At 63.8% G+C, this 19,705-nt stretch carries 19 protein-coding genes and 1 tRNA gene; 8 read left to right on the top strand and 12 right to left on the bottom strand.

Going from position 1 to position 19,705, the window contains the following annotated elements; translation table 11 throughout:
• Window positions 1-136: 136 nt before the first annotated feature.
• Both P2T57_RS08665 and P2T57_RS08660 read right to left on the bottom strand, forming a co-directional pair.
• Window positions 137-210 (bottom strand) — tRNA-Ile (locus tag P2T57_RS08665).
• Between the two features lie 114 nt (window positions 211-324).
• Entirely contained in the window at window positions 325-915 is a 591-nt protein-coding gene (locus P2T57_RS08660) for an FxsA family protein (RefSeq protein WP_276298792.1), read from the bottom strand.
• A gap of 168 nt (window positions 916-1,083) precedes the next feature.
• On the opposite strand from P2T57_RS08660, the gene P2T57_RS08655 reads away from it, so the two are divergent.
• A complete protein-coding gene (locus tag P2T57_RS08655; RefSeq protein ID WP_276298791.1) occupies window positions 1,084-2,136 on the top strand; it encodes a hypothetical protein in 1,053 nt (350 codons plus the stop codon).
• Between the two features lie 29 nt (window positions 2,137-2,165).
• Here the strand turns inward: P2T57_RS08655 and P2T57_RS08650 are convergent, their stop codons facing one another.
• Window positions 2,166-2,567, bottom strand: coding sequence for a hypothetical protein (locus P2T57_RS08650; RefSeq protein WP_276298790.1), 402 nt, complete (start codon window positions 2,565-2,567; stop codon window positions 2,166-2,168).
• A 441-nt stretch (window positions 2,568-3,008) separates the two neighbouring features.
• Between P2T57_RS08650 and P2T57_RS08645 the strand changes: the two genes are divergently transcribed.
• Window positions 3,009-4,865: a threonine--tRNA ligase gene (locus tag P2T57_RS08645; protein ID WP_276298789.1), complete on the top strand. Its 1,857-nt coding sequence runs from the start codon at window positions 3,009-3,011 to the stop codon at window positions 4,863-4,865.
• 192 nt (window positions 4,866-5,057) lie between these two features.
• A complete protein-coding gene (gene arcD, locus P2T57_RS08640; protein WP_276298788.1) occupies window positions 5,058-6,512 on the top strand; it encodes an arginine/ornithine antiporter ArcD in 1,455 nt (484 codons plus the stop codon).
• Window positions 6,513-6,535: 23 nt separating this feature from the next.
• On the opposite strand, the gene P2T57_RS08635 is transcribed toward arcD, so the two are convergent.
• The 5 genes from P2T57_RS08635 to P2T57_RS08615 form a co-directional block, all read right to left on the bottom strand.
• A complete protein-coding gene (locus P2T57_RS08635) occupies window positions 6,536-7,333 on the bottom strand; it encodes a DUF502 domain-containing protein (RefSeq protein WP_276298787.1) in 798 nt (265 codons plus the stop codon).
• Window positions 7,334-7,489: 156 nt separating this feature from the next.
• On the bottom strand, window positions 7,490-8,530 hold the full coding sequence (locus tag P2T57_RS08630; protein WP_276298786.1) for a dipeptide epimerase: 1,041 nt from the start codon (window positions 8,528-8,530) through the stop codon (window positions 7,490-7,492).
• A complete protein-coding gene (locus P2T57_RS08625; protein WP_276298785.1) occupies window positions 8,527-9,552 on the bottom strand; it encodes an N-acetyltransferase DgcN family protein in 1,026 nt (341 codons plus the stop codon). Before P2T57_RS08625 ends, P2T57_RS08630 begins: the two co-directional genes overlap by 4 nt.
• A gap of 232 nt (window positions 9,553-9,784) precedes the next feature.
• The gene (locus P2T57_RS08620) at window positions 9,785-10,213 is read right to left on the bottom strand and encodes a universal stress protein (protein WP_276298784.1); all 429 of its coding nucleotides are present in this window, start codon (window positions 10,211-10,213) and stop codon (window positions 9,785-9,787) included.
• A gap of 42 nt (window positions 10,214-10,255) precedes the next feature.
• Window positions 10,256-11,086: a ZIP family metal transporter gene (locus P2T57_RS08615; RefSeq protein WP_276298783.1), complete on the bottom strand. Its 831-nt coding sequence runs from the start codon at window positions 11,084-11,086 to the stop codon at window positions 10,256-10,258.
• A 155-nt stretch (window positions 11,087-11,241) separates the two neighbouring features.
• On the opposite strand from P2T57_RS08615, the gene P2T57_RS08610 reads away from it, so the two are divergent.
• From P2T57_RS08610 to P2T57_RS08600, 3 genes are all read left to right on the top strand, one after another.
• Window positions 11,242-11,934, top strand: coding sequence for a YqjF family protein (locus tag P2T57_RS08610; RefSeq protein WP_276298782.1), 693 nt, complete (start codon window positions 11,242-11,244; stop codon window positions 11,932-11,934).
• An 89-nt stretch (window positions 11,935-12,023) separates the two neighbouring features.
• Entirely contained in the window at window positions 12,024-12,440 is a 417-nt protein-coding gene (locus P2T57_RS08605) for a pyridoxamine 5'-phosphate oxidase family protein (RefSeq protein ID WP_276302097.1), read from the top strand.
• Between the two features lie 55 nt (window positions 12,441-12,495).
• Window positions 12,496-12,987: a hypothetical protein gene (locus P2T57_RS08600; RefSeq protein WP_276298781.1), complete on the top strand. Its 492-nt coding sequence runs from the start codon at window positions 12,496-12,498 to the stop codon at window positions 12,985-12,987.
• Here the strand turns inward: P2T57_RS08600 and P2T57_RS08595 are convergent, their stop codons facing one another.
• Window positions 12,988-13,683: an SDR family NAD(P)-dependent oxidoreductase gene (locus tag P2T57_RS08595; protein WP_276298780.1), complete on the bottom strand. Its 696-nt coding sequence runs from the start codon at window positions 13,681-13,683 to the stop codon at window positions 12,988-12,990.
• 435 nt (window positions 13,684-14,118) lie between these two features.
• Between P2T57_RS08595 and P2T57_RS08590 the strand changes: the two genes are divergently transcribed.
• Both P2T57_RS08590 and dnaG read left to right on the top strand, forming a co-directional pair.
• Window positions 14,119-14,850 carry a sugar phosphate isomerase/epimerase family protein gene (locus P2T57_RS08590; protein ID WP_276298779.1) on the top strand — a complete coding sequence of 244 codons (732 nt, stop codon included), beginning with the start codon at window positions 14,119-14,121 and terminating at the stop codon, window positions 14,848-14,850.
• A 239-nt stretch (window positions 14,851-15,089) separates the two neighbouring features.
• The gene (gene dnaG / locus P2T57_RS08585; RefSeq protein ID WP_276302067.1) at window positions 15,090-16,592 is read left to right on the top strand and encodes a DNA primase DnaG; all 1,503 of its coding nucleotides are present in this window, start codon (window positions 15,090-15,092) and stop codon (window positions 16,590-16,592) included.
• An 11-nt stretch (window positions 16,593-16,603) separates the two neighbouring features.
• Here dnaG and P2T57_RS08580 read toward each other — a convergent pair whose 3' ends face one another.
• From P2T57_RS08580 to P2T57_RS08570, 3 genes are all read right to left on the bottom strand, one after another.
• Window positions 16,604-17,026, bottom strand: coding sequence for a GNAT family N-acetyltransferase (locus tag P2T57_RS08580; RefSeq protein ID WP_276302066.1), 423 nt, complete (start codon window positions 17,024-17,026; stop codon window positions 16,604-16,606).
• A complete protein-coding gene (locus P2T57_RS08575) occupies window positions 17,023-18,333 on the bottom strand; it encodes a DUF92 domain-containing protein (RefSeq protein WP_276302065.1) in 1,311 nt (436 codons plus the stop codon). Before P2T57_RS08575 ends, P2T57_RS08580 begins: the two co-directional genes overlap by 4 nt.
• 356 nt (window positions 18,334-18,689) lie before the next feature.
• Window positions 18,690-19,352, bottom strand: a complete 663-nt coding sequence (locus P2T57_RS08570) for a SprT-like domain-containing protein (protein WP_276302064.1) — start codon at window positions 19,350-19,352, stop codon at window positions 18,690-18,692.
• Window positions 19,353-19,705 lie beyond the last annotated feature (353 nt).

Below are 19,705 nucleotides of genomic sequence, written 5' to 3'. Positions count from 1 at the left end.
GCGGTGGTTCATTCGCTATACGACTGAACTCCCCTGAAAAGCCCTCCTACTGGTTGGGGTGAAAACCCGGAAACGGACCGTTTGAGATGGGTACGGACCCGTTTCTCTTTCGACCAATCAACGTGAGGAAAGCGAGTGGGCCAACGCGGATTTGAACCGCGAACCTCCCGGTTATCAGCCGAGCGCTCAACCTGATTGAGCTATTGGCCCGCTGAACGCATTCAATCGTTGCGCCCTTGTATGTTTAAGCGTTTCCTTTCGATTCGGCTTCGACACGCCCTCACGGGGTTTTCCGGAGATATTAGCCGGTTGGGTTTTTCATCGCTACTTCTCCTCGTCGTCTTCGAATTCGATGTCGTAGGAATCGTCGTCCACGCGATAGGTGTCCTCGGAGTTCGACTGGCCGTGCGAGCCGCCAGCGCCACTTGCACCAGCGCCAGCATTCCCTGCACCGCCCGCGCTAGCGCCGGTTCCGCTGGCGCTCACGTCCTCGGCGTTCGGGAAGCCGAAGGTGTAGACGTTGCCGGTGGCGAACCCGCCGGTCTTCTTCTCGACGTAGGGCTTGACGACCCACTTCTGGACGGTCTCGCGGACGAGGATGCGCGAGGGAGGGAAGGCCAGCAGGAAGCCCACGGTGTCGGTGACGAGGCCGGGCGTCAGCAGGAACGCGCCCGCCGCGATGAGGAGCGCGCCGTCGGTCAACTCGTCGGTCGGGACTTCGCCCTTGCCGAGCGCTTCCTGTAACCGCCTGACGGTGTGGCGGCCTTCGGCGCGGACGAACAGCGTCCCGACCAGCGCGGTCAGGACGACGAGCGCGACTGTGAGGACCGGCCCGAGTTGCGTCGCCACGTAGACGAGGAACAGGGCGTCTACGAGGGGAATGATGAGGAGTCCGATTAGTGCGCGTTTGAGCATCGGTACTTGAGTGTGGGTTGTCGTTCACGCCGTAAAACGCTTTAGGTGAATGCGGGTGGGAAATATTGTGATTCGGGGACCCTCAATAAGTCTATTGTATTCGAGCATATATTAATTATATAAAAATAGACTAGAAATACTTAATTCATACCCTTATAATTTCATCCTATGCCTGAGCAATCAAGGCGCGAACTACTGAAAGCTGTATCGGGAATCGGAATCGGTGCTGCAACGAGCAGTGCTTTTACACGTACCGTTTCTGCTACTGAAACGTTGCCGAATGATGTCTGGACATACAACCTCGGTTGTGACCAAGATTCGAATTGTCCGGGTACAGTCACATCTGGTGAATTTGTGATCCGTGATGATAGCGAATTTACAACCGTGGGAAGTTACGGTCTTAATTGGTATGGTACCGCGTACGGCGATGTTTTAGGTTGGGCCCACGGCCTCGGGCTTGGAGGTGGATGTGAGGTAAATAACAATGATAGTTTTGATGGGACATCATCGAACCTTCGAGGTCAGCGATACAGCATCCATGTTCCAGATCCCACAAACCAAGACAGTATCTTGAAAGATACCTCTAACCATCTACACGGAGTTCATCCATCGCCAACTGATGACGACATGAACTGGTCGAAAACCATTTTAGAGGCGAGCGTCATGAGCGCAATGAGTCAGATTGACTTCGGAATTCCCATAAGTACTCTAGTAAACTCAATGGCAGAGTACGACGGGTTTGACTTTAATCAGCATGACGTAGGCTACGGATATCAGCATACTTCGGACTCGTATCCGGTAGAGTTCTGGAATGAATGTGCTCATTCTGATGCGGTGATTTACTCTAGCGGCGATAAGCTACTTGAAACAGTCACGCTAAAACACGGCTACTTAGAACATATCCATTTGACGGGAGCCACGGTCTGGGAGGAAAAAGAGTACACAGTCTCTGGATTCGAATCTAACGTAAGCTCTTCCTCAACCGATCTTACAGCTAGTAGTTCGGATGTCGAGCGACCAGATAGTAGACCGTCTAGTGGCCACCCCGAAGAGATGACACCCGAGGAACGTAGACAGTGGGGTGTGAAATCGGTGAAAGGAAAGGGTCTTACGAGAGAAGTTAACGGACAGGTAGAAGAAATCACACACATTCTAACGAAGAATCCGTTCACAGTCGTTGACGAACGGCGAACATCCGAAAAAGTCGAAATCGAAAACTGAACACCTTTTAGCTCATTCCAAATCTTTCATCAGCTACAGTCAACGTTTGTACTTTGAAGAATAGTCGGCTTGTCAGCTAATTCATATTCGAGGTATATCTCTGGGCAGACTTTCTGTGATGTATAGTCCTGCAATTCTTCACGTAGCGTGTATCCAGCGACAGAGCCATGAATCGCAACAATTTCTTCATTTTTCGGGAGTTCTAACTTAATAGTTTTTTCCGATTTTGACTTTAATTTGTGCGAGGACCACTCTTGACGCCCTTCAGTAGTTTCGAGTGCAAATTTATATGTATATGTTTTCTCTTGCCCATTCACTAGAATAATAGTTAAGCTAGCGATATCCGTTGATGAGCTGTTAAATTGGGCACATCCAGAAAGTAATGGTAACGTGCTACTGGCGAGTAGGATCTCTCGGCGACTGAATGACATAGAAATTCAAGTAGTCTTAGGAGGAATAAAACTTGTGGGAATCAACAGTTGGTAGAAAACGTTCTATTCTGCATAATCTAAGATTAGACTGTGGTTTTGTAGATAGTGTGAACACACCGAGTCGGATCAGACGAATTTCTCTTCCCTTACACATTTTACTTTATTCAATGTTAGCCGTCGCGCGACTGGAGGTGGTTCCACCGAGCGCAAGCACTTGAGCAACGGCCACAGATCGAATAACCACATATCGTTTAAAGACAATAAATAAAGTCTTAAAAATATATTATTCTATCTTAGATCGAAACCGACCTCAACAATGACCGCTGATGAGAATCAGGCTCCGACCGGCAGATAGGCATTAGTTCCCGTGACAATTGCAACCTAGCGACACCCTTCTCCATCCCCGGCACGCTTTTGCCACCCGAAGCGGTCTATCAGCCTATGCGACTGCTGTTCATCCACTCCGACCACCTCGAATTCGAGGCCACCACGGAGGCCGGCGAGGACATCGCCGAGACCGAGGAGGTCCCGATGCAGGGTCGGATGGACGACTGCGTGACCGCGTTCGTCAGCGTCGAGAGCGAGGACGAGGCCGACTTGGACGCCGTGGTCGAGAACGCGGCCGACGAACTACGCGACGTGACTGGCCAGTTGAACACGCGGAGAATCGTCCTCTATCCCTACGCGCACCTGAGCGACGACCTCGCCAACCCCGACAGCGCCAAGACCGTGATGCAGAATCTCGAAACCGCGCTCGAAGGCGAGTACGAGGTCCTGCGGGCACCCTTTGGCTGGTACAAGTCCTTCGAGGTGTCTTGCAAGGGTCACCCGCTCTCGGAACTCTCCCGGCACGTCACCCCAGAGCGCGGCGAGGAGGACGGGGCCGACGCCGCCGAACAAGCGCCGAGCGAGTGGAAACTCGCGTTTCCCGACGGCGAGACCAGAGACGCGCTGGCGGCCAAAGATTCCGACCAAGTGAGCGCCGACATGCGGGCGTTCGTCGAGGACGAAGTAGAGGGCAAAACCGCCAGCAGGGGCGAGCAACCGCCCCACGTCGAACTCATGCGGGAGAAGGAACTGGTGGGCTACGACGAGTTGAGCGACGTGGGCAACCTCCGGTGGTACCCCCGTGGCAAGTTAATCCGGGATTCGCTGATGGAGTACGTCAACGACCTCGTGGTCGAGTACGGCGGCATGCCGGTCGAGACGCCCATCATGTACGACCTCGGGGTGCGGGCGATTCGGGAACACTCCGAGGAGTTCGGCGAGCGCCAGTATCGCTTCGAGTCGGGCGACCGGAAGATGATGCTCCGGTTCGCGGCCTGCTTCGGCCAGTTCTCCATCATGCGGGACATGCACATCTCCGAATCGGACCTGCCCCTGCGAATCCACGAGATGTCCACCTACTCCTTCCGGCGCGAGCAGAAGGGCGAGGTCATGGGTCTCAAACGCCAGCGAGCGTTCACCATGCCCGACATGCACACCGCCACGAGGGACATGGAGCAGGCCAGAGACGAACTGGAGGCCCAAGCCAAACTCTCCCTGCGGACCAGCGAGGACCTCGGTCTGAACTACGAACCGGCGATTCGAGTGACCCGGAACTTCTACGACGACAACGACGAGTGGGTCGAGAATCTCGTGGACGACCTCGAGAAGCCCGCCCTGCTGGAAATACTGCCCGAGCGCCACCACTACTGGTCGGCCAAAATCGACTTCGCGGCAATCGACCGACTCGGCAGGCCCATCGAGAACCCCACGGTCCAAATCGACATCGAGAGCGCCGAGCGATTCGACATCGAGTACAGCACGGGCCAAGAGTCCCACCATCCGCCGATTCTCCACTACTCGCCCTCCGGCGGCATCGAGCGCGTGCTGGCCGCCCTGCTGGAGAAGGCCGCCACGCAGGAGACGCCCCGACTGCCGACGTGGCTCTCGCCCACGCAGGTCCGGTTCGTCCCGGTCGGCGACGAACACACCGATTACTGTGACGCCCTCGCCGACGACCTCGAATCCGCCGGAATCCGGGCCGACGTGGACGAGCGAAACGAGTCGGTCGGCAAGCGCATCGCCAGAGCCGAGACCGACTGGGTACCCTACTACGCAGTCGTCGGCGACCGGGAGGTCGAGAGCGACGAGGACCTCCTCGGGGTCAACGTCCGGGCCGACGAGACCGAGCGCGAGATGACGCCCGAGCAACTCCGCGAGGAGGTCCGCTCCGAGGTGGGCGACCTGCCGAAGAAGAAGCGCTACCTCCCGAAGCACGTCAGCAAGCATCCCCACTTCACCGGTCGGAAGTAGTCAATCTCCTGGCGATTCTCCTCGTCTCTGGGCCGAACTCTTAGCTTTCGGCAGGAATCTCCGATTCTCTGGTTTCAGTCGCTCTCTCGTCGGCTCAGTCGTGGCTACCGGTAGCAAACCGCAATTTGAATATTCTTTATGGGAATAAAAACAAGCCATTTTAATACCTCTAAGTAATACGATGGGGTGTCAATGGCTTCGCTCGACTTCGAACCGCTCACCTACGAAGAACTGTCGCCCGAGCGACGGCCGACGCTGGCCCAAGCGTTGGTGCCCGTCCTCGGCGTAATCGTCTTCCTCGGCGTCGGGTCCGGACTGTTAGGGATGAACCCCCACGCGCCGCTCCTGTGGAGCATCGTCCTGACCGGACTGGTCGGCTACTACTGGATGGGTCTCTCGTGGGACGAGTTGTACGACGGCATCGCCGATAGCCTCCTGATGGGGTTGCAGGCCATCCTCATCCTGTTCACTATCTACGCGCTCATCGCCACGTGGGTCAGTTCCGGGACGATTCCGGGCCTGATGTACTACGGCCTGTCGATTCTCACGCCCGAGGTCTTCCTGCCCGCGACGGCGATTCTGGCGGCCATCGTGGCCTTCTCCATCGGGTCGTCGTGGACCACCGCGGGGACGCTGGGCGTCGCGTTCATCGGCATCGGGTCGGGCCTCGGCATCCCCGAACCCATGACCGCCGGAGCGATTCTGAGCGGTGCCTACGCCGGCGACAAGCAGTCGCCCCTCTCGGACACGACCAACCTCGCGGCCGCAGTCACTAACACCGACCTCTACGACCACATCCGGGCGATGCGGACCGGCACCGCCATCGCGTTCGGCATCGCGCTGGTCCTCTACGCCCTGCTGGGTCTGCGCGCCGGCGGCGCGATTCCTGAGGGCCAAGTCGCCGAGATTCAGGGCGCGCTGGTCGGCACCTACGACCTCTCTGTGTTGGTCTTCCTCCCGCTGGTCGTCACCTTCGGCCTCGCGCTCTACGGCTACCCCGCGCTCCCGTCGCTCGTCGCAGGGGTCTTCGCGGGCGTCTTTACGACCATCGCGGTGCAGGGCGCTGGCTTCACCGCGGCGTGGGACGTGTTCCTCAACGGGACCGCGCCCGAGACCGGCACGACGTTGGTCAACGACCTGCTGGCCGCCGGAGGAGTCTCCGGGTCCGCGTGGACCATCTCGGTCGTGGTCGCCGCGCTCTCGCTCGGCGGCCTGCTGGAAGGGATGGGCGTCCTCGCGGTGCTGGCCCACTACCTCGCCGAGAGAGTTCGGAGCGCGACCGGACTGGTCGTGAGTTCGGGTGCCTCCGCAATCCTCGTCAACGCCTTCAGCGCCCAGCAGTACATGGCCATCGTGGTGCCGGGGATGACCCTCCGGAACCTCTACGACGAGTACGACTTGGAGAGCAGTGACCTCTCGCGCGCCGTCGAGGCCGCCGGAACGCCGACCGGGGCGCTCTTTCCGTGGCACGCCGGCGGCGTCTACATGGCCTCGGTGTTCGGTCTCCAGTCGTCGCTCCAGTACGCGCCCTTCTACTTCTTCGCGTACCTCTCGCCGCTGGTCCTGCTGGTCATGGCACTGACCGGCCGGGCCACCACTCGAAAAGAGACCGCCGACTCGCCGACTGCGGCGTCGGCCGACGACTGAACCCGGTCGATTCTGACGGTTTCTCAGTCGGCCTTCGCCGGACTGTCGTTGTCGTGTTCCACGCCGGGAATGTTACCCACAGCGAAGTCGTCGCCGCCGTCCTCTCCCGCGGCGATACCGCTGGTGATGATGGTCCGAATACCCTCCTCGACGGTCATGTCCACGTCGTAGACTCGGTTCTCGGGGATGTGGGCGAGGTAGCCGCCCATCACGGGGTTCGGCGCGAAGGGGAGGAACATCGCCACGAGGTTCTCCTCCTCGACGGCCTCGTTGATGGCCTCCGGGGCGTCTGCCGTCTCGAAGCCGATGATGTACGACTCCTCGCGGGGGTACTCCACGAGTTTCACGTCCTCGAAGTTCTCGGCCTCGCTCCCGAGCATCGCGTCGCCGACCCGGCGAAAGCTCTGGTAGACCGACCCGATTCCGGGCACGTCGGCGAGCGCCGAGTCGATGGCGACCACGAGTCGCTCGCCGTACCTGACGTGGGCCAGCGACCCGATGGCGACGATGCTGGCCAGTAGCAACACGACCGCGACGAACTCCGGGACGTACTCGAAGACGATGCTGTAGACGCCCAACTGGGCGAAGAACTGGCCGACCCAGAGGTTGCGAAAGAGCGCCACGACGCCGGTCCACTCAAGCACCGCGACGACGGGACCAAACGCCCCGGCCACGAAGTTGATAATCATCGCCAACACCCAGATAGTCACGACGAGCGGGACGATGATAGCGATACCAGTCACGACGACGCTGAGCAGTCCGTCGTAGACCGACTCGCCGGTCTCGCGGGCTGTCTCCGCAGGTGTCTCCCCTTTCCCCATCCGTACCACTACAACTCAGTAGGCGACAATAGGGATTGTGGCAGAATCGAGGAGAAGGCGGTCTTACTCGGGTCGCCCGGAAACGAAGGCGACCTTACTCGGGTCGCCCGGAAACGAAGGCGACCTTATTCGGGTCGTCCGGAAACGAAGACGACCTTATTCGGGTCGCGCGCCGGTCCCGGCCCTGTCGAGGCCCGCGAGGTCGATGTCGCCCTCGGGCATCGGGACGCCGGCGTACTCGTCCTCGGCCAGCAGGAGCGCCCCGTCCAAGTCGGCGTAGTCCAACAGGGGCGCGAGGTGGGCCGCGCCAGCGATGGCGGCGTTCGACTCTATCATGCACCCGAGCATGACTTCCAGACCGTGCGCTCTGGCCGTGTGAATCATTCGCTTGGCCTCGCGGAGGCCGCCGCACTTCATGAGTTTCAGGTTGGCGATGTCGGCCTTGTCGGCGATTCGCGGGATGTCGGCCAGCGTGACGCAGGACTCGTCGGCCGCGATTGGGAGCGCGGACCGATTCCGGACGAACTTCAGGCCCTCGGGGTCGTCGGCCGAGACGGGTTGCTCCACGAATTCGAGGTCGTACTCCGCCAAGTCCTCGATTTTCCGGACGGCCTCGCGGGGCGACCACGCCTCGTTGGCGTCCACTCGGATGGTGGCCTCGGGGGCGTGTTCTCGGACTGTCGAGATGATTTCTTCGTCGCGGTCGGTGCCGACCTTGACCTTCAGCACGTCGTAGCCGCGTTCGACCGCCGTCTCGGTCTTCTCGGCCATCTTCTCGGTCGAGTCGATGCCGATGGTGTAGGAGGACGTGACGGACTCCTCGGCGTCCAGTCCCCAGTAGCGGTAGAGGGGCAGGTCGGCGCGCTTGGCCACCACGTCGTGGAGCGCGATGCTGACCGCGCACCTCGCGGACGGGTTGCGCTCGACGGTCTCGCGCATCCGGCGCTCGATGCGGTCGAGTTGGTGGGGGTCGCCCACCGCTTCCACGACTTCGAGGAGGTCGGGCAGGACCGCTTCCACGGTGTCTGCGGTCTCGCCGTAGTGGCTGGAGGGTGCGGCCGCACCGATGCCCTCGATGCCGTCGTCGTCCTTGATACGGACCACGACGTTCTCGGCGGTCTCTTGGGTCCCGCGAGAGATTGTGAAGGCGTTTTCGAGGGGGAGCGAGACGCGCTCGAACTCGGCGTCGAGGCTCATAGAATCGCCTCCAGCACGGCGTCCATCTCGTCACCGTCACCGAACCGAACCGGGTCGGTCGCCGGGGCGTCGAGTTCCTCGCCGAAGGTCGCCACGGCGTCACGCGCTGAGGCGTCGTCGGCGACGTGCTTGGTGTTGAGCGCCCCGGCCACGATTTCGGTCTCGGCGACCGGTCGGGCGAGGTCCTCGTAGAGGTCCACGTAGTCGGGGACGGGCGGCAGGTCGAACTCCTCGTAGCCGTGGACGACCTCGCGGCCCGCCTCGTGACAGAGGACCAACTTGTCCGCCATCGACCCGTGGAGGATGCCGCAGGTGACCGCGGAGTAGGCCGGGTGGACGATGCTCCCTTGGCCCTCCACGAACAGGTAGTCGTAGTCGTCGCCGCGTTCGAGAATCATCTCCTCGACCGCTCCGGCGGTGAAGTCGCTGACCACGCGGTCGATGGGGTTGCCCCACCCTTCAATCATGATACCGGTCTGCCCGGTGGGGATGAATCCGGCGTCAACGCCGCGTTCGCGGGCTGATTCCAGCAGTTCGAGGGTGGCGGTCATCTTCCCGACCGAGCAGTCGGTGCCGACCGTGAGGACGACCTCGGCGGACACTTGGTCGGCGACTCCCTGCGCGACGGTGAGGTCCTCGGGGGGCTTTCGCACGTCCCAGATGTCCGCGTCGTTCGATTCGGCGAGGCCGGCGAACTCCTCGTCGTCCGCCAAGAAGTAGTGGAGGCCCGAAATCAGGTCGCATCCGCGTTCGAGGGCGGTGGTCACGTCCGAGCGCCACGACTCGTCGAACCCGCCGCCGATGGGCGCGATGCCGATTATCAGCGCGTCTACCTCGGGCGCGTCGGCCATCTCGGCGACGATTGGGGCGTCCTGCACGTCGGACACGTGGTCGGAGACTCGCTCGCCGGCGTGGTCTCGGTCGAGGACGGCCTCGACTTCGTAATCGGCGTAGCGGAGCAGACCGACCGCAGTCTTGGCGCGGTCGGGGAACTTCTCGTGGGCGAGTACGGCAACTCTCATGCGTGGTAGGTGGTCGGACCGGGGCTTAAAACTCGGTGTGGCGGTAAGGGTTCGGTTTCGGAATCACTTGCGCATCTTAGACGCCCATAAATGTTTTTCTAAGCTGGAAATAGGTTTCCCTAAACATCTTATTTCTGTTTGTGGCGTTCGGTGCCGTTTCGCGTTCCGAACCTGCAGGGGTCCCGGCGGTCGGCACGCCGTTCGATGTCACCGCCCACGGTCGGGGAAGCCGTCACCGCACCACGGTCACGGGAACCGGTGACCGGCGCACCACGCGCTCGGCGGTACTCCCGAGGAGTAGCCGCGAGGCCCCGGAACGGCCGTGACTTCCCATGACCACGTGGTCGATGTCGTGGTCCTCGACGTACTCCAGAATCACCCGCGCCGGACGCCCCGTCTCGACGGCGGTCGTCACGTCGCACCCCACGTCGGCCGCGATTTTCGCCGCGTCGGCGCAGGCCCGCTCGGCCGCTTCCGTGGCGCGTTCGTGCCACGTTTCGGCGTCCGCCAGACCGTGGGCCTCGGCCTCGTAGACGACGCCGATGGGGTCTACGACGTGGAGAATCGTCACTGCGGCGTCAGGGTGCTTCTCGGCGACGTACTCGACCGCGCGCTTCGAGAGGAGCGACCCGTCGAACGGGACGAGGAGGTCGTCGGTCATGACCTCAATCACGGCGTCCCGGCGAATAACTCCGACGGCGAGTTACGCTCCGCCGCGCAGAACCAACCACGCGACGAACACCGCCACGCCGCCGAGACCGGTACTCGCCACGGCCTGCGTCCGAAGTCGGTCCAACAGTTCGTGGGCGTCGTCGGTGACTTGAGCGACCTCGTAGACCTCGCCGCCCAACTCGCACTGGGGAAGGAAGTCCATGGCGACGTGGAGGAACACGCCGGCGGCGAACCCGAAGACGAGAGCGTTCACCGGGTCGCTACTCGGGAGCGTGAGGAGCGCGGACGGAATCGCCGTAATCCCGACCCCTGCGGACGGGAGGAGCAGAAACGAGACGGGTTTGTCGGCACGCCGGAGTCGGTCGGCCGCGGCGTAGCCCGCGGGTCCCTTGTGGGAGACGATGGCAAGCCCGAGGAGCAGTCCCAGATTCGGCATGTTGCCGTAGACCAGTCCGATGATGGCCCCCGCCGCCAGCGAGTGGGCCGCCAACTCGATTGCGGTGTGGTCGAACGGGAGGTCCAAGTGCATCGCTCGGTGGCCGAGCGTGTGGGCCGAGAACCCGACCAACACGCCGAACGCGATGCCGAATCCGCCGAACTTCGGATGGTGGCCGATGGCTCCGGGCACGATGAACACCGCCGCGCTGGTTATCATCGCGCCGCTGGCGAGACCGTAGCCCCAGACCAGTCGTCCGGCATTGGTCGTCGCGCCCGCCCGTTCGCCGACGAGTGCTGACCCCGCCATCGCCGCGAACGCGACCCACGAGATGCCGACGACTTTGGTCAGGTTCGCCCAGAGTGCGAACGGAGTGAGTGCCAGAAGTACCACCGGACCGACGAGACCGAGCCGAGAGACACGCATGTTGTTAAACAACTAGCCCGAGTTAATAAGCACGTCGGTCGAGCGTATTTCTGTAAATTTGGCTGACGAGTCGGCCGAGTCTCGCCGCCGGAGGAGACGCCGAGGTAGCCGAGGCGTCCGGGGCGTATTTGCCGTTCGAGGCCGTCCGTGGCGGTATGCGAGACCTCCCTGCGGTATCCCTGACGTGGCGTGACGGCCTGTTCGCCCACTGGCCGGTCGAGGCCTCGCGGGTCCAGTCCCTCGTCCCGGACGAACTCGACGTGGACACCCGACGAGGGTCGGCGTGGGTGTCGGCGCTCCCCTCGCTCGTGGCGGCGAGTCGGCCGTGGCTTCTGCCCGAACCTGCCGGCCTCGACTTTCCGCAGGTCAACCTCCGGACCTACGTCCGCCACGAGACCCGGCCCGGAGTCTACTTCCTGAGCCTCGATGCCGGGACCTCGCTGGGGGTCCGGGTCGCTCGCGCGCTCTGGGGCCTGCCCTACCACCACGCCGAAATCGACTTCGAGACCGACGGCGAGTGGCGGCGCTTCGAGAGCAACCGCCTCCACACCGACGACTCGCCCGCCAGATTCGCGGCGACGTATCGCCCCACCGGCCGACCCTCCCACGCAGAGTGCGACTCGCTGTCGGCCTTCCTCGCCGAGCGGTACCGCCTCTATCTGGTCCGGGACGGGACGGTCTGGTGTTCTCGGGTCGAACACGACCCGTGGCGACTCTGCCCGGCCGAGGCGACGGTCCACGCCGACGGTCTCCTCGAATCGGTCGGTCTCCCGGCGTCCTCGGCGGACCCGATGGTGCGGTACGCGCCGATGGCCAAGTTCACGGTTCGGACGCCCTTCCGGCCGTGACCATTGCCGACCCGGCCGCGACCACCGCCGACCGGGCAGTCCGGCCCGACGGCAGTACCGATTTACGTTTCGCCGTGGTGTGGTGTGTCGTGCCAACGATACCCGACTCTTTCCGCGACCTTTTCGACAAACCGACGTTCGCTCACATCGCCACCCTCCTGCCGGACGGGACGCCCCACTCGGTCCCGGTCTGGATAGACTACGACGCCGACGACAACCTCCTGCTGGTCAACACCGTCAGGGGGTCGCGTAAGGAGCAGAACATAGACGAGAACTGCCACGTCGCCGTCTCGATGACCGACCCCGACGACCCCTACCGGTTCCTCTCGGTCCGGGGCGAGGTGGCCGAACTCACCGAGGACGGCGCGGTCGAACACGTCAACCGACTCGCGCAACGCTACTTGGGCGTCGAGGAGTACCCTCGGGACGACGAGGGCGCGCGAGTCGTGGTCAAAATCCGCCCCAACAGCGTCACCGCCCGCGACGAGAACCCGGACCGAGACTGAAGGGCGTCTGTTACCCTCTAGAAGACTTATGGCGAACTCCCTCGCAGACTGACGTGTGCCAGTGACGACACGACGCTCGCTCCTCGCCGCGGTCGGCGTCTCCCTCGCCTCTGCGGGGTGCGTGACTGACGCCGGAAATGGAACCGGCGAGGACACGACCGACGAGTCCGGAAGCGGGGCGGAGACCGCCTACGTCTCCAAGTCGCCCGACCCGGACCACGCCATCACCCTCCGGAGCGAGGCCGGCGAGTCGGAGGTCAGGGTCCGCGTCGTCCGCGAGGCGACCGGCGAGACGGTCTTCGAGACGACTACCGAAGCCAGTACCGGCGAGAAAGCGGTCTACAACCTCCGGCAGGCCGACCCCGAAGACATCGAGGCCTTCCGAATCTGTGCCGAACTCGTCGGGTCCGGTGAGGGCGAGACCGAATCCATCGACGACAGTCCGCGACGGGACTGTCAAACCATCCGGACCAGCGAGTGCTACGCCGACGCGCACGTCACGGTCGAAGAAGACGGGTCGGTTCAAATCGTCTACGCGGTGTGTTAGTCACGCCGTCGCTCGCTTGAACTCCTTCAGACCCAGCACTTCGCCGTCGAGGTCGTCGGCCGACGCCTCGGTCGCGGCCCAGTGAATCAGGTCCGCGGCGTCCGCGGGGTCTCTGCCCTGTCCGCCGGTCAAGTCGGTAGCGACCGCGCCGGGGTCCACGACGCCGACTGGATACTCGATTTCGGTAGCGAACTGCCGGACGACCGCCTCCGCGCCGGCCTTCGAGACGGCGTAGGAACCGTACCCCGGCTTTGCGTCGCGGGCGATTTTCCCGGAGGGAACCAGCACCCGCGCGTCGTCGGCGAGGTGGGGCAGGGCCTCCTTGACCGCGGTGAAGACGCCGCGAACGTTGGTCTGGAAACTGTCGTCGAACGCCGAGTAGGCGTCGTCCGCGAGGGGCGTCTCGCCGGGACTGCCGTGGAAGACACCGGCGCAGGGAACCACGAAGTCGATGCCGCCGTCGCTCTCGCGGGCCGCGGTCTCCATGAGTCGCTCCACGTCGAACTCGTCGCGCACGTCGGCCCGCATCGCGGTGGCGCTCCCGCCGCCGTCCTCGATGTCGGCTGTCACGGCCTCGATTTCGGCCTTGTCGCGGGCACAGACGACCACGTGTGCGTCCTCGGTAGCGAACCGCCGTGCGACCTCCTCGCCGATTCCCCGACTCGCGCCGGTTACGACCGCTGTCAGTCCGTCCATACCTCCTCTGTGGGACTCCGTGCCCAAACCGGTTTCTCCCTCCCGCGAGCGAACGCCGGGCGTATTCTGTGACGATAGGTAATCGTTTTCCTTCCTTTTAGAAATGAGAACAATTGCTAAAGAAACGCAGAGACACTTCGAGCCGCGGCGGACGCTCGGTGGAACTTTCCACCAGAGCGAACGCTCGGCCGACCAACCGACGGGTGGGATGAAGGGGCCGCCCGGTCGCGTTTACGTGGTCGTCTCCGCGGCCCCTATCCGAGGCGGGCGGTGCTGAGAGCCGAGGATATGCCGCGGAGCGACCGCGACCGGGCGGGGGCTTCAAGAAACGTCCACAGCTCCGATTCCGCAGTTTACGGTCGCAACTAATCAGTATAAAGCGACCTAACCCCTTTTCGCAACAACCGATTTACCCCACGACGTCGTATCCCCGGCGTGCGACCAGCAATCCAACTCTACACGCTCCGCGACCTCGACGTACCACTGCCCGAACTCCTCGAACGAGTCGGCGACACCGCGTTCGAGGCCGTCGAGTTCGCGGGCCTCGGCGATTCCGACCCCGAGGAGATCAGCGATGCGCTCGATTCTGCCGGCCTCGACGCCGCGGCGGCCCACGTCGGTATCGAGGACCTCGAGGCCGACCTCGACTCGGTGGCCGAGACCTACCGCACCCTCGACTGCGACCGAATCGTCGTCCCGTATCTGGACGAAACCCACTTCGCCAGCCAGCAGGCCGTCGCCGACACCGGCCGCCGGTTGCAGGAACTCGACGCCCGACTGAGCGACCACGGCGTCTCGCTCGGGTATCACAATCACGACCACGAGTTCACCGGGCTCGGCGACGCGGACGCCGAATCCGCCTTCGATCAACTGGCCGACGAGACCGGCATCGACCTCGAACTCGACGTTGGGTGGGCGACAGCGGCGGGCCGCGACCCAATCGACTTGCTCGACCACCTGCGCGGTCGGGTCCCGTTGGTCCACCTCAAGGATGTGGCCGACACCACGCCGGTCGAACTCGGCGAGGGGGATTTGGACATCGAGGCCTGCGTCCGGGCCGCCGACGAGGCCGGCACCGAGTGGCTAGTCTACGAACACGACCAACCCGAGGACCCCGAGACATCGCTAAAACACGGCGCTGAGACGCTGGCAGACCTGCTATCCTGAGTCCACGTCCCCGGATTTCCGGCGTAGTCCTCCGGCCTCAGATTGCGGGCCACCAGTCGGACACGCCCCGCGGGCCGGAGGTCGCAGTGCATGTCAAAAGAAAGTAACAGTCTCTCCCTAAACAGTTCCGCTGACGACAGGTATTTCAGTCAGGCCGTTCGATTTTAAAACATCCATGGCCGCGACGCTCATGGACACATCACCATCATCACGCCCCGCCAAGGGGCAGTTCATCACTCATGGACGATACAGCGAAATACGTCATTCACGCCGATATCACCGCGGACGGGGTGGTAGAGCGGAGTGACGTCGTCGGCGCGGTCTTCGGCCAGACCGAAGGCTTGCTCGGCGACGACTTGGACCTCCGCGACCTCCAGCAGTCCTCGAAACTCGGCCGAATCGACGTCGACATAGACAGCGAAAACGGACAGTCGTTCGGTACTATCACCATCGCGTCGAGTCTCGACAAGGTAGAGACCTCTATCCTCGCCGCCGCGCTCGAAACCATCAGCAGGGTCGGTCCCTGCCGGGCCACCGTCTCCATCGCGGGCATCGAAGACGTGCGGGCCGCCAAGCGCCGGAAAGTGGTCGAACGCGCCAAGGAACTCCTCAGCGACTCGTTCGACGAGGACGTGATGACCTCCCGAGAGATTCTCGAGGAGGTCCGCCAGAGCGTCCGCGTCGAGGACATCGTGGAGTTCGAGGGCCTGCCCGCCGGGCCTCGGGTCGAGGACAGCGACGCCATCATCGTGGTCGAAGGGCGCTCGGACGTGCTGAACCTCCTGCGGTACGGCGTCAAGAACGCCATCGCGGTCGAGGGCACCAACGTCCCCGACGCGGTGGCCGACCTGACCCAGAACCGGACCGTCACGGCCTTCCTCGACGGCGACCGGGGTGGCGACCTCATCCGGAAGGAACTTGCACAGGTCGGCGACATCGACTACGTGGCGTTCTCGCCCGCCAACAAGTCGGTCGAGGACCTCGCGCGCCACGAGGTCATGTCGGCGCTCCGGAGCAAGCGCCCCTTCGAGAAGGAGATGGTCGGCGAGGGCGACCGAGAAGCCGACAGCAGTGAGACCGAGGAGACGACCGAATCCGAGTCGGAAGCAGATTCGGCACCTCCGGACGCCGACGCGAAATCGGCCCCCGCAGACGCGGAACCGACGCCCGCGGACGGCGGCACCGAACCCGGCACCGCGGCGACCGACGGGAGCGCCCGCCCGGCACCGGAATCCGACGAGACCGGACCGGACGGACCGTCTGGCGAGGCCCCGGAGACGACCGAGGGGCCGGACCTCCTCAGCGGCGACGAACCGCTGGACGGTCCCGAGACGATAGACGACCCCGAGGCCCTCGCCGGGGACGAGACCGTCGAGGCCGAAACCGACTCCGCCCAGAGCGACGGCGACGGGGCGCAAGCAGACGACCCAGACGCCGACTCGGCGGCCGTCCCGGCGACGCTCCGCGGACACATCGAGGCGGTCGTGGACGCCGAGACCGGGACCGCTCGCCTGCTGAACGAGTCCTTCGGCGTCCTCGCAGAGGTCGCCGCCGAGAACGCCTTCGACGCCGTGGAGGAGGCCGACGAAGTTCCCTACGCCGTGGTCCTCGACGGGACGTGCGACCAGCGCCTGCTGGACGTGTCGGCCCAGCGCGGGGTCGGACAGGTCGTCGCCGCCGAGACCGGCGAGTTCGTCAAGCAACCGGCTGACGTTCGAATCCGGACCGCAGAGCAGTTCTAACAACCTATTTTTCAGAGGTCGCGGGTCATCACGATAGCCTCGCGTCCGTCGTCGTAGTGGTCTTCTTCCCGACCAACGTCCGCGAAGCCAAGCGACTCGTAGAGCGTTCTGGCGGCGTCGTTGTCGGGGTGGACCGCGAGGCGGATGCGCGAGCAACCCGCGTCCCGGAGTCGGTCGAAAGCACCCCCGAGGAGCCTCCGGGCGCGACCCTCTCGGCGGTAGTCGGGAGCCACGACGAGTTCCGCGACGTAGCCAGCCTCGTCGTCGTAGAAGGCGACGAGGTAGCCGACCGGGGTGTCGTCGGGAGCGGTAGTAACGAGGGTCAGGGGCGGCCCCTCGATGGCGTAGTCCAGCAGGGGCGGATTCGGCTCTCGGAGGTGAGTCTGGACCTCTCGCAGGGTTTCTCGGTCGGCCGGTTCGGCGGGGCGAATCACGGCAGGACGACCACCGCGAGGCCAGCGCCGACGAGCGCGCCGGTGAGGGTGGCGAGGAAGTTGACGCTCTGGTTGCCGAGGCGGTCGCCCTCCAGCGTCGCGCCCAGCAGACTGTCCATCGTCATCCCGCCGGCACCCGCCAGCGCGATGACCGCCGCGCCGGTCGGGCCGACCGTCTCGAACAGGAGCGCGGCGATGCCCGCGACGACCCCAGCGCCGGCGATGCCCGCGACTTCGCCCTGCCACGTCACGCCGCCGTCGGTGCCGGGTTCGACGCGTTCGAGGGTGGTGATGAGTCGGGGCTTGTCGAAGACGCCGCCGATTTCCGACGAGAGGGTGTCGCTCATCGCGGTGGCGATGGACCCGGCGAACGCGAACAGGAAGATTTCGCCCGGAATCGGAAGCCGACCGCGGGCCGCGTAGGCCAAGACGGCCGCGAGCGCGACGGCCGCGTTCCCGAGGACGTTGCCGCTCCCTCTCGCGCCCTCGTTGTCCTCGGCGACGCCGCGGGCCTCTTTCTCCTCGTAGCGGAACTTGGTCGAGAGGCTCCCGATGCCGAAGAAGGAGATGAGGACCGCGAACCAGCCGTACCCCCCGAGGACGATGGTGAGCATCGCCAACAGCGCGCCGGTCATCATCCCCGGAATCGAGGCGGTGTCCAGCAACCACGAGACGTAGCCGAACAGCGCGGTCACGGCGATAGCGACCGCGACGGCCTCGACGGTCACGACCACGGTCAGGTCGGCGAACAGCCACAGCAGGAAGGCCACCGACAGCATCACCAGTGGGTCGTCGCGGGCGAACAGCACCGAGCGAAGCAGGCCCGCTAGCACCGCCCCGCTGGCCGCGAGGAAGACGATTTTGGGGAGCGCGGGCGAGAACGCCACGCCGTCGGCGACCAGCGCGACGACCTGCCCGACGACTCCCGCTATCAGTCCGCCGCCGACGAACGCGCCGGTCCGCAGGATGGGTTCGGCGTCGAACTGCCACGCGATTTGCTGGGCGAGGTTGCCGTAGCCCACGACGACGACGCTGGCCACGAGGACGTGGGTCGGCAGGCCAGCGAACGTCGCCAGCAGGGCGATGCCGGTCGCCGCGAAGGCGAACGCCGCGAGGCCGTGGAGTCGGCCCTCTTGGCGGTCGGCGGGCCGGGCGAACCACTCGAACAGCGGCCCGTCGGTCACGGCGAGCGCCCCGATTGCGAGGGCTCCGAACGCGGCGGCCGTCGCCCACCCCAAAACCGGGGCTGTGAGCGAGAGCGTAGAGACCGCGGCGTATGCCGCCGCGCGCCGAACTCTGGTGGTCACGTTAGTCCCCCGTTTTCCCCGACGCCTACTTAATCCTCCCGAAGCGCCCGGAAGCACGGCCGCCGTTCCGGGGTTTCCGTCAGACGAGCGTCTGACTCCGGCGGGTGAGGTCGGTGTCGGCCACGCCGTTCGGACGCGCTCGGTGGAGCAGACCACCGGGATGCGCTCGGACAACCAACCGGCAGGATGCGCTCGGACAACCAACCGACATGGGTGGGATGAAGGGGGCGGGGCTTCGAGAAGTCTTCATCACTTCGATTCTGTTGGTTGCACTCACGGTTACGCCGAGACGAAGCGAGAGGGCACAAAGAAATACACCCCCATATTTAGAAAATATATAAACTATCTAAACACATCTAATTCTGTCTCAAACATACAATTTCGGAGCCACAGCACGAGGAGCGATACTCGTCGTACTCGCGCACCAACTTACATTCGCGGTACCGGCGTCCCACCACGGTCTCACACTCGCCACACCGAAGCACGTACTTCGGGTCCGCGAACGGCGGACAGTTGACCGTCGAGGAGACCGCCTCGGCGCGCTCCCGGAACGCCGGGCCGTGGTCGGTCGCGCCGAACCGCTGGAACTGCTCGACGTGGACGAGTTCGTGGCGGAGGGTGGCGGTCCACTCGCCCACGTCGAAGGCGTCGAACGCCGCCCGCGTCAGCGAGAGCGTGCAGGTCCGGAGGTCCGCAAGCGAGGTTCCGGTGCGCTCGGCCGCCTCGCGCCAGTCGAGTGGCTCGCCCACCTCTGCGCCGGGAATCTTCGGGCGCTTGACCGCGGCGGCCCGACGCTTCGCGCGGGTCGAGACCTCCCACTCGACCGGCGACAAGTCCACGTCGAGACCGTACTCGCGGGTGGCCTCGCGGCAGTAGGCTCTGGAGCCGAGGAGGACCTCCTCGTCGGTCTCGGCGTGAGCGAGGGCGCGGACGGTCGGGGACTCCTCGGGGTCGGTGTCGGGCGAGAGGCGCGACCCGGACGCGGGGCGAGCGTCGGACGGGTTCGGGGGGTCGGACATCTCGGTCGTTGGTGGTCGGTCGGACGCCCGCCTCAAGAGTGTCCCGACTGGTCGAAAACTGGCGCGGTCGAACTGCGCCGAAGACTGGGCCGCCGAAAAAGACGTGAATCGCGGAAATCAGTTACGGACCGTTACTGCCACCGGCAATCTCGTCGTGTTCGGACATTCTCGTTCACCTCCGGCAAAGCATTGACGACATGACTAGTAATATTCTTCTGATTATTTTAAATAACAGACGAAGCAATAAATCTCGTGAGCGTCCCGTCAGTCCATCCCGACTGACGACGAACTCCCGAGACGGGTCGGTCGCGCTACGGGCCGCTCGTCGAGGAGCCGTGGTTGTCGGTCGCAGT

It is taken from the genome of Halorussus lipolyticus (genome assembly GCF_029338375.1).
GTDB classification, from domain to species: Archaea; Halobacteriota; Halobacteria; order Halobacteriales; family Haladaptataceae; genus Halorussus; species Halorussus lipolyticus.
Note: the sequence above shows the minus strand (reverse complement) of the source record. Positions and strands in the feature narration are given on the sequence as shown.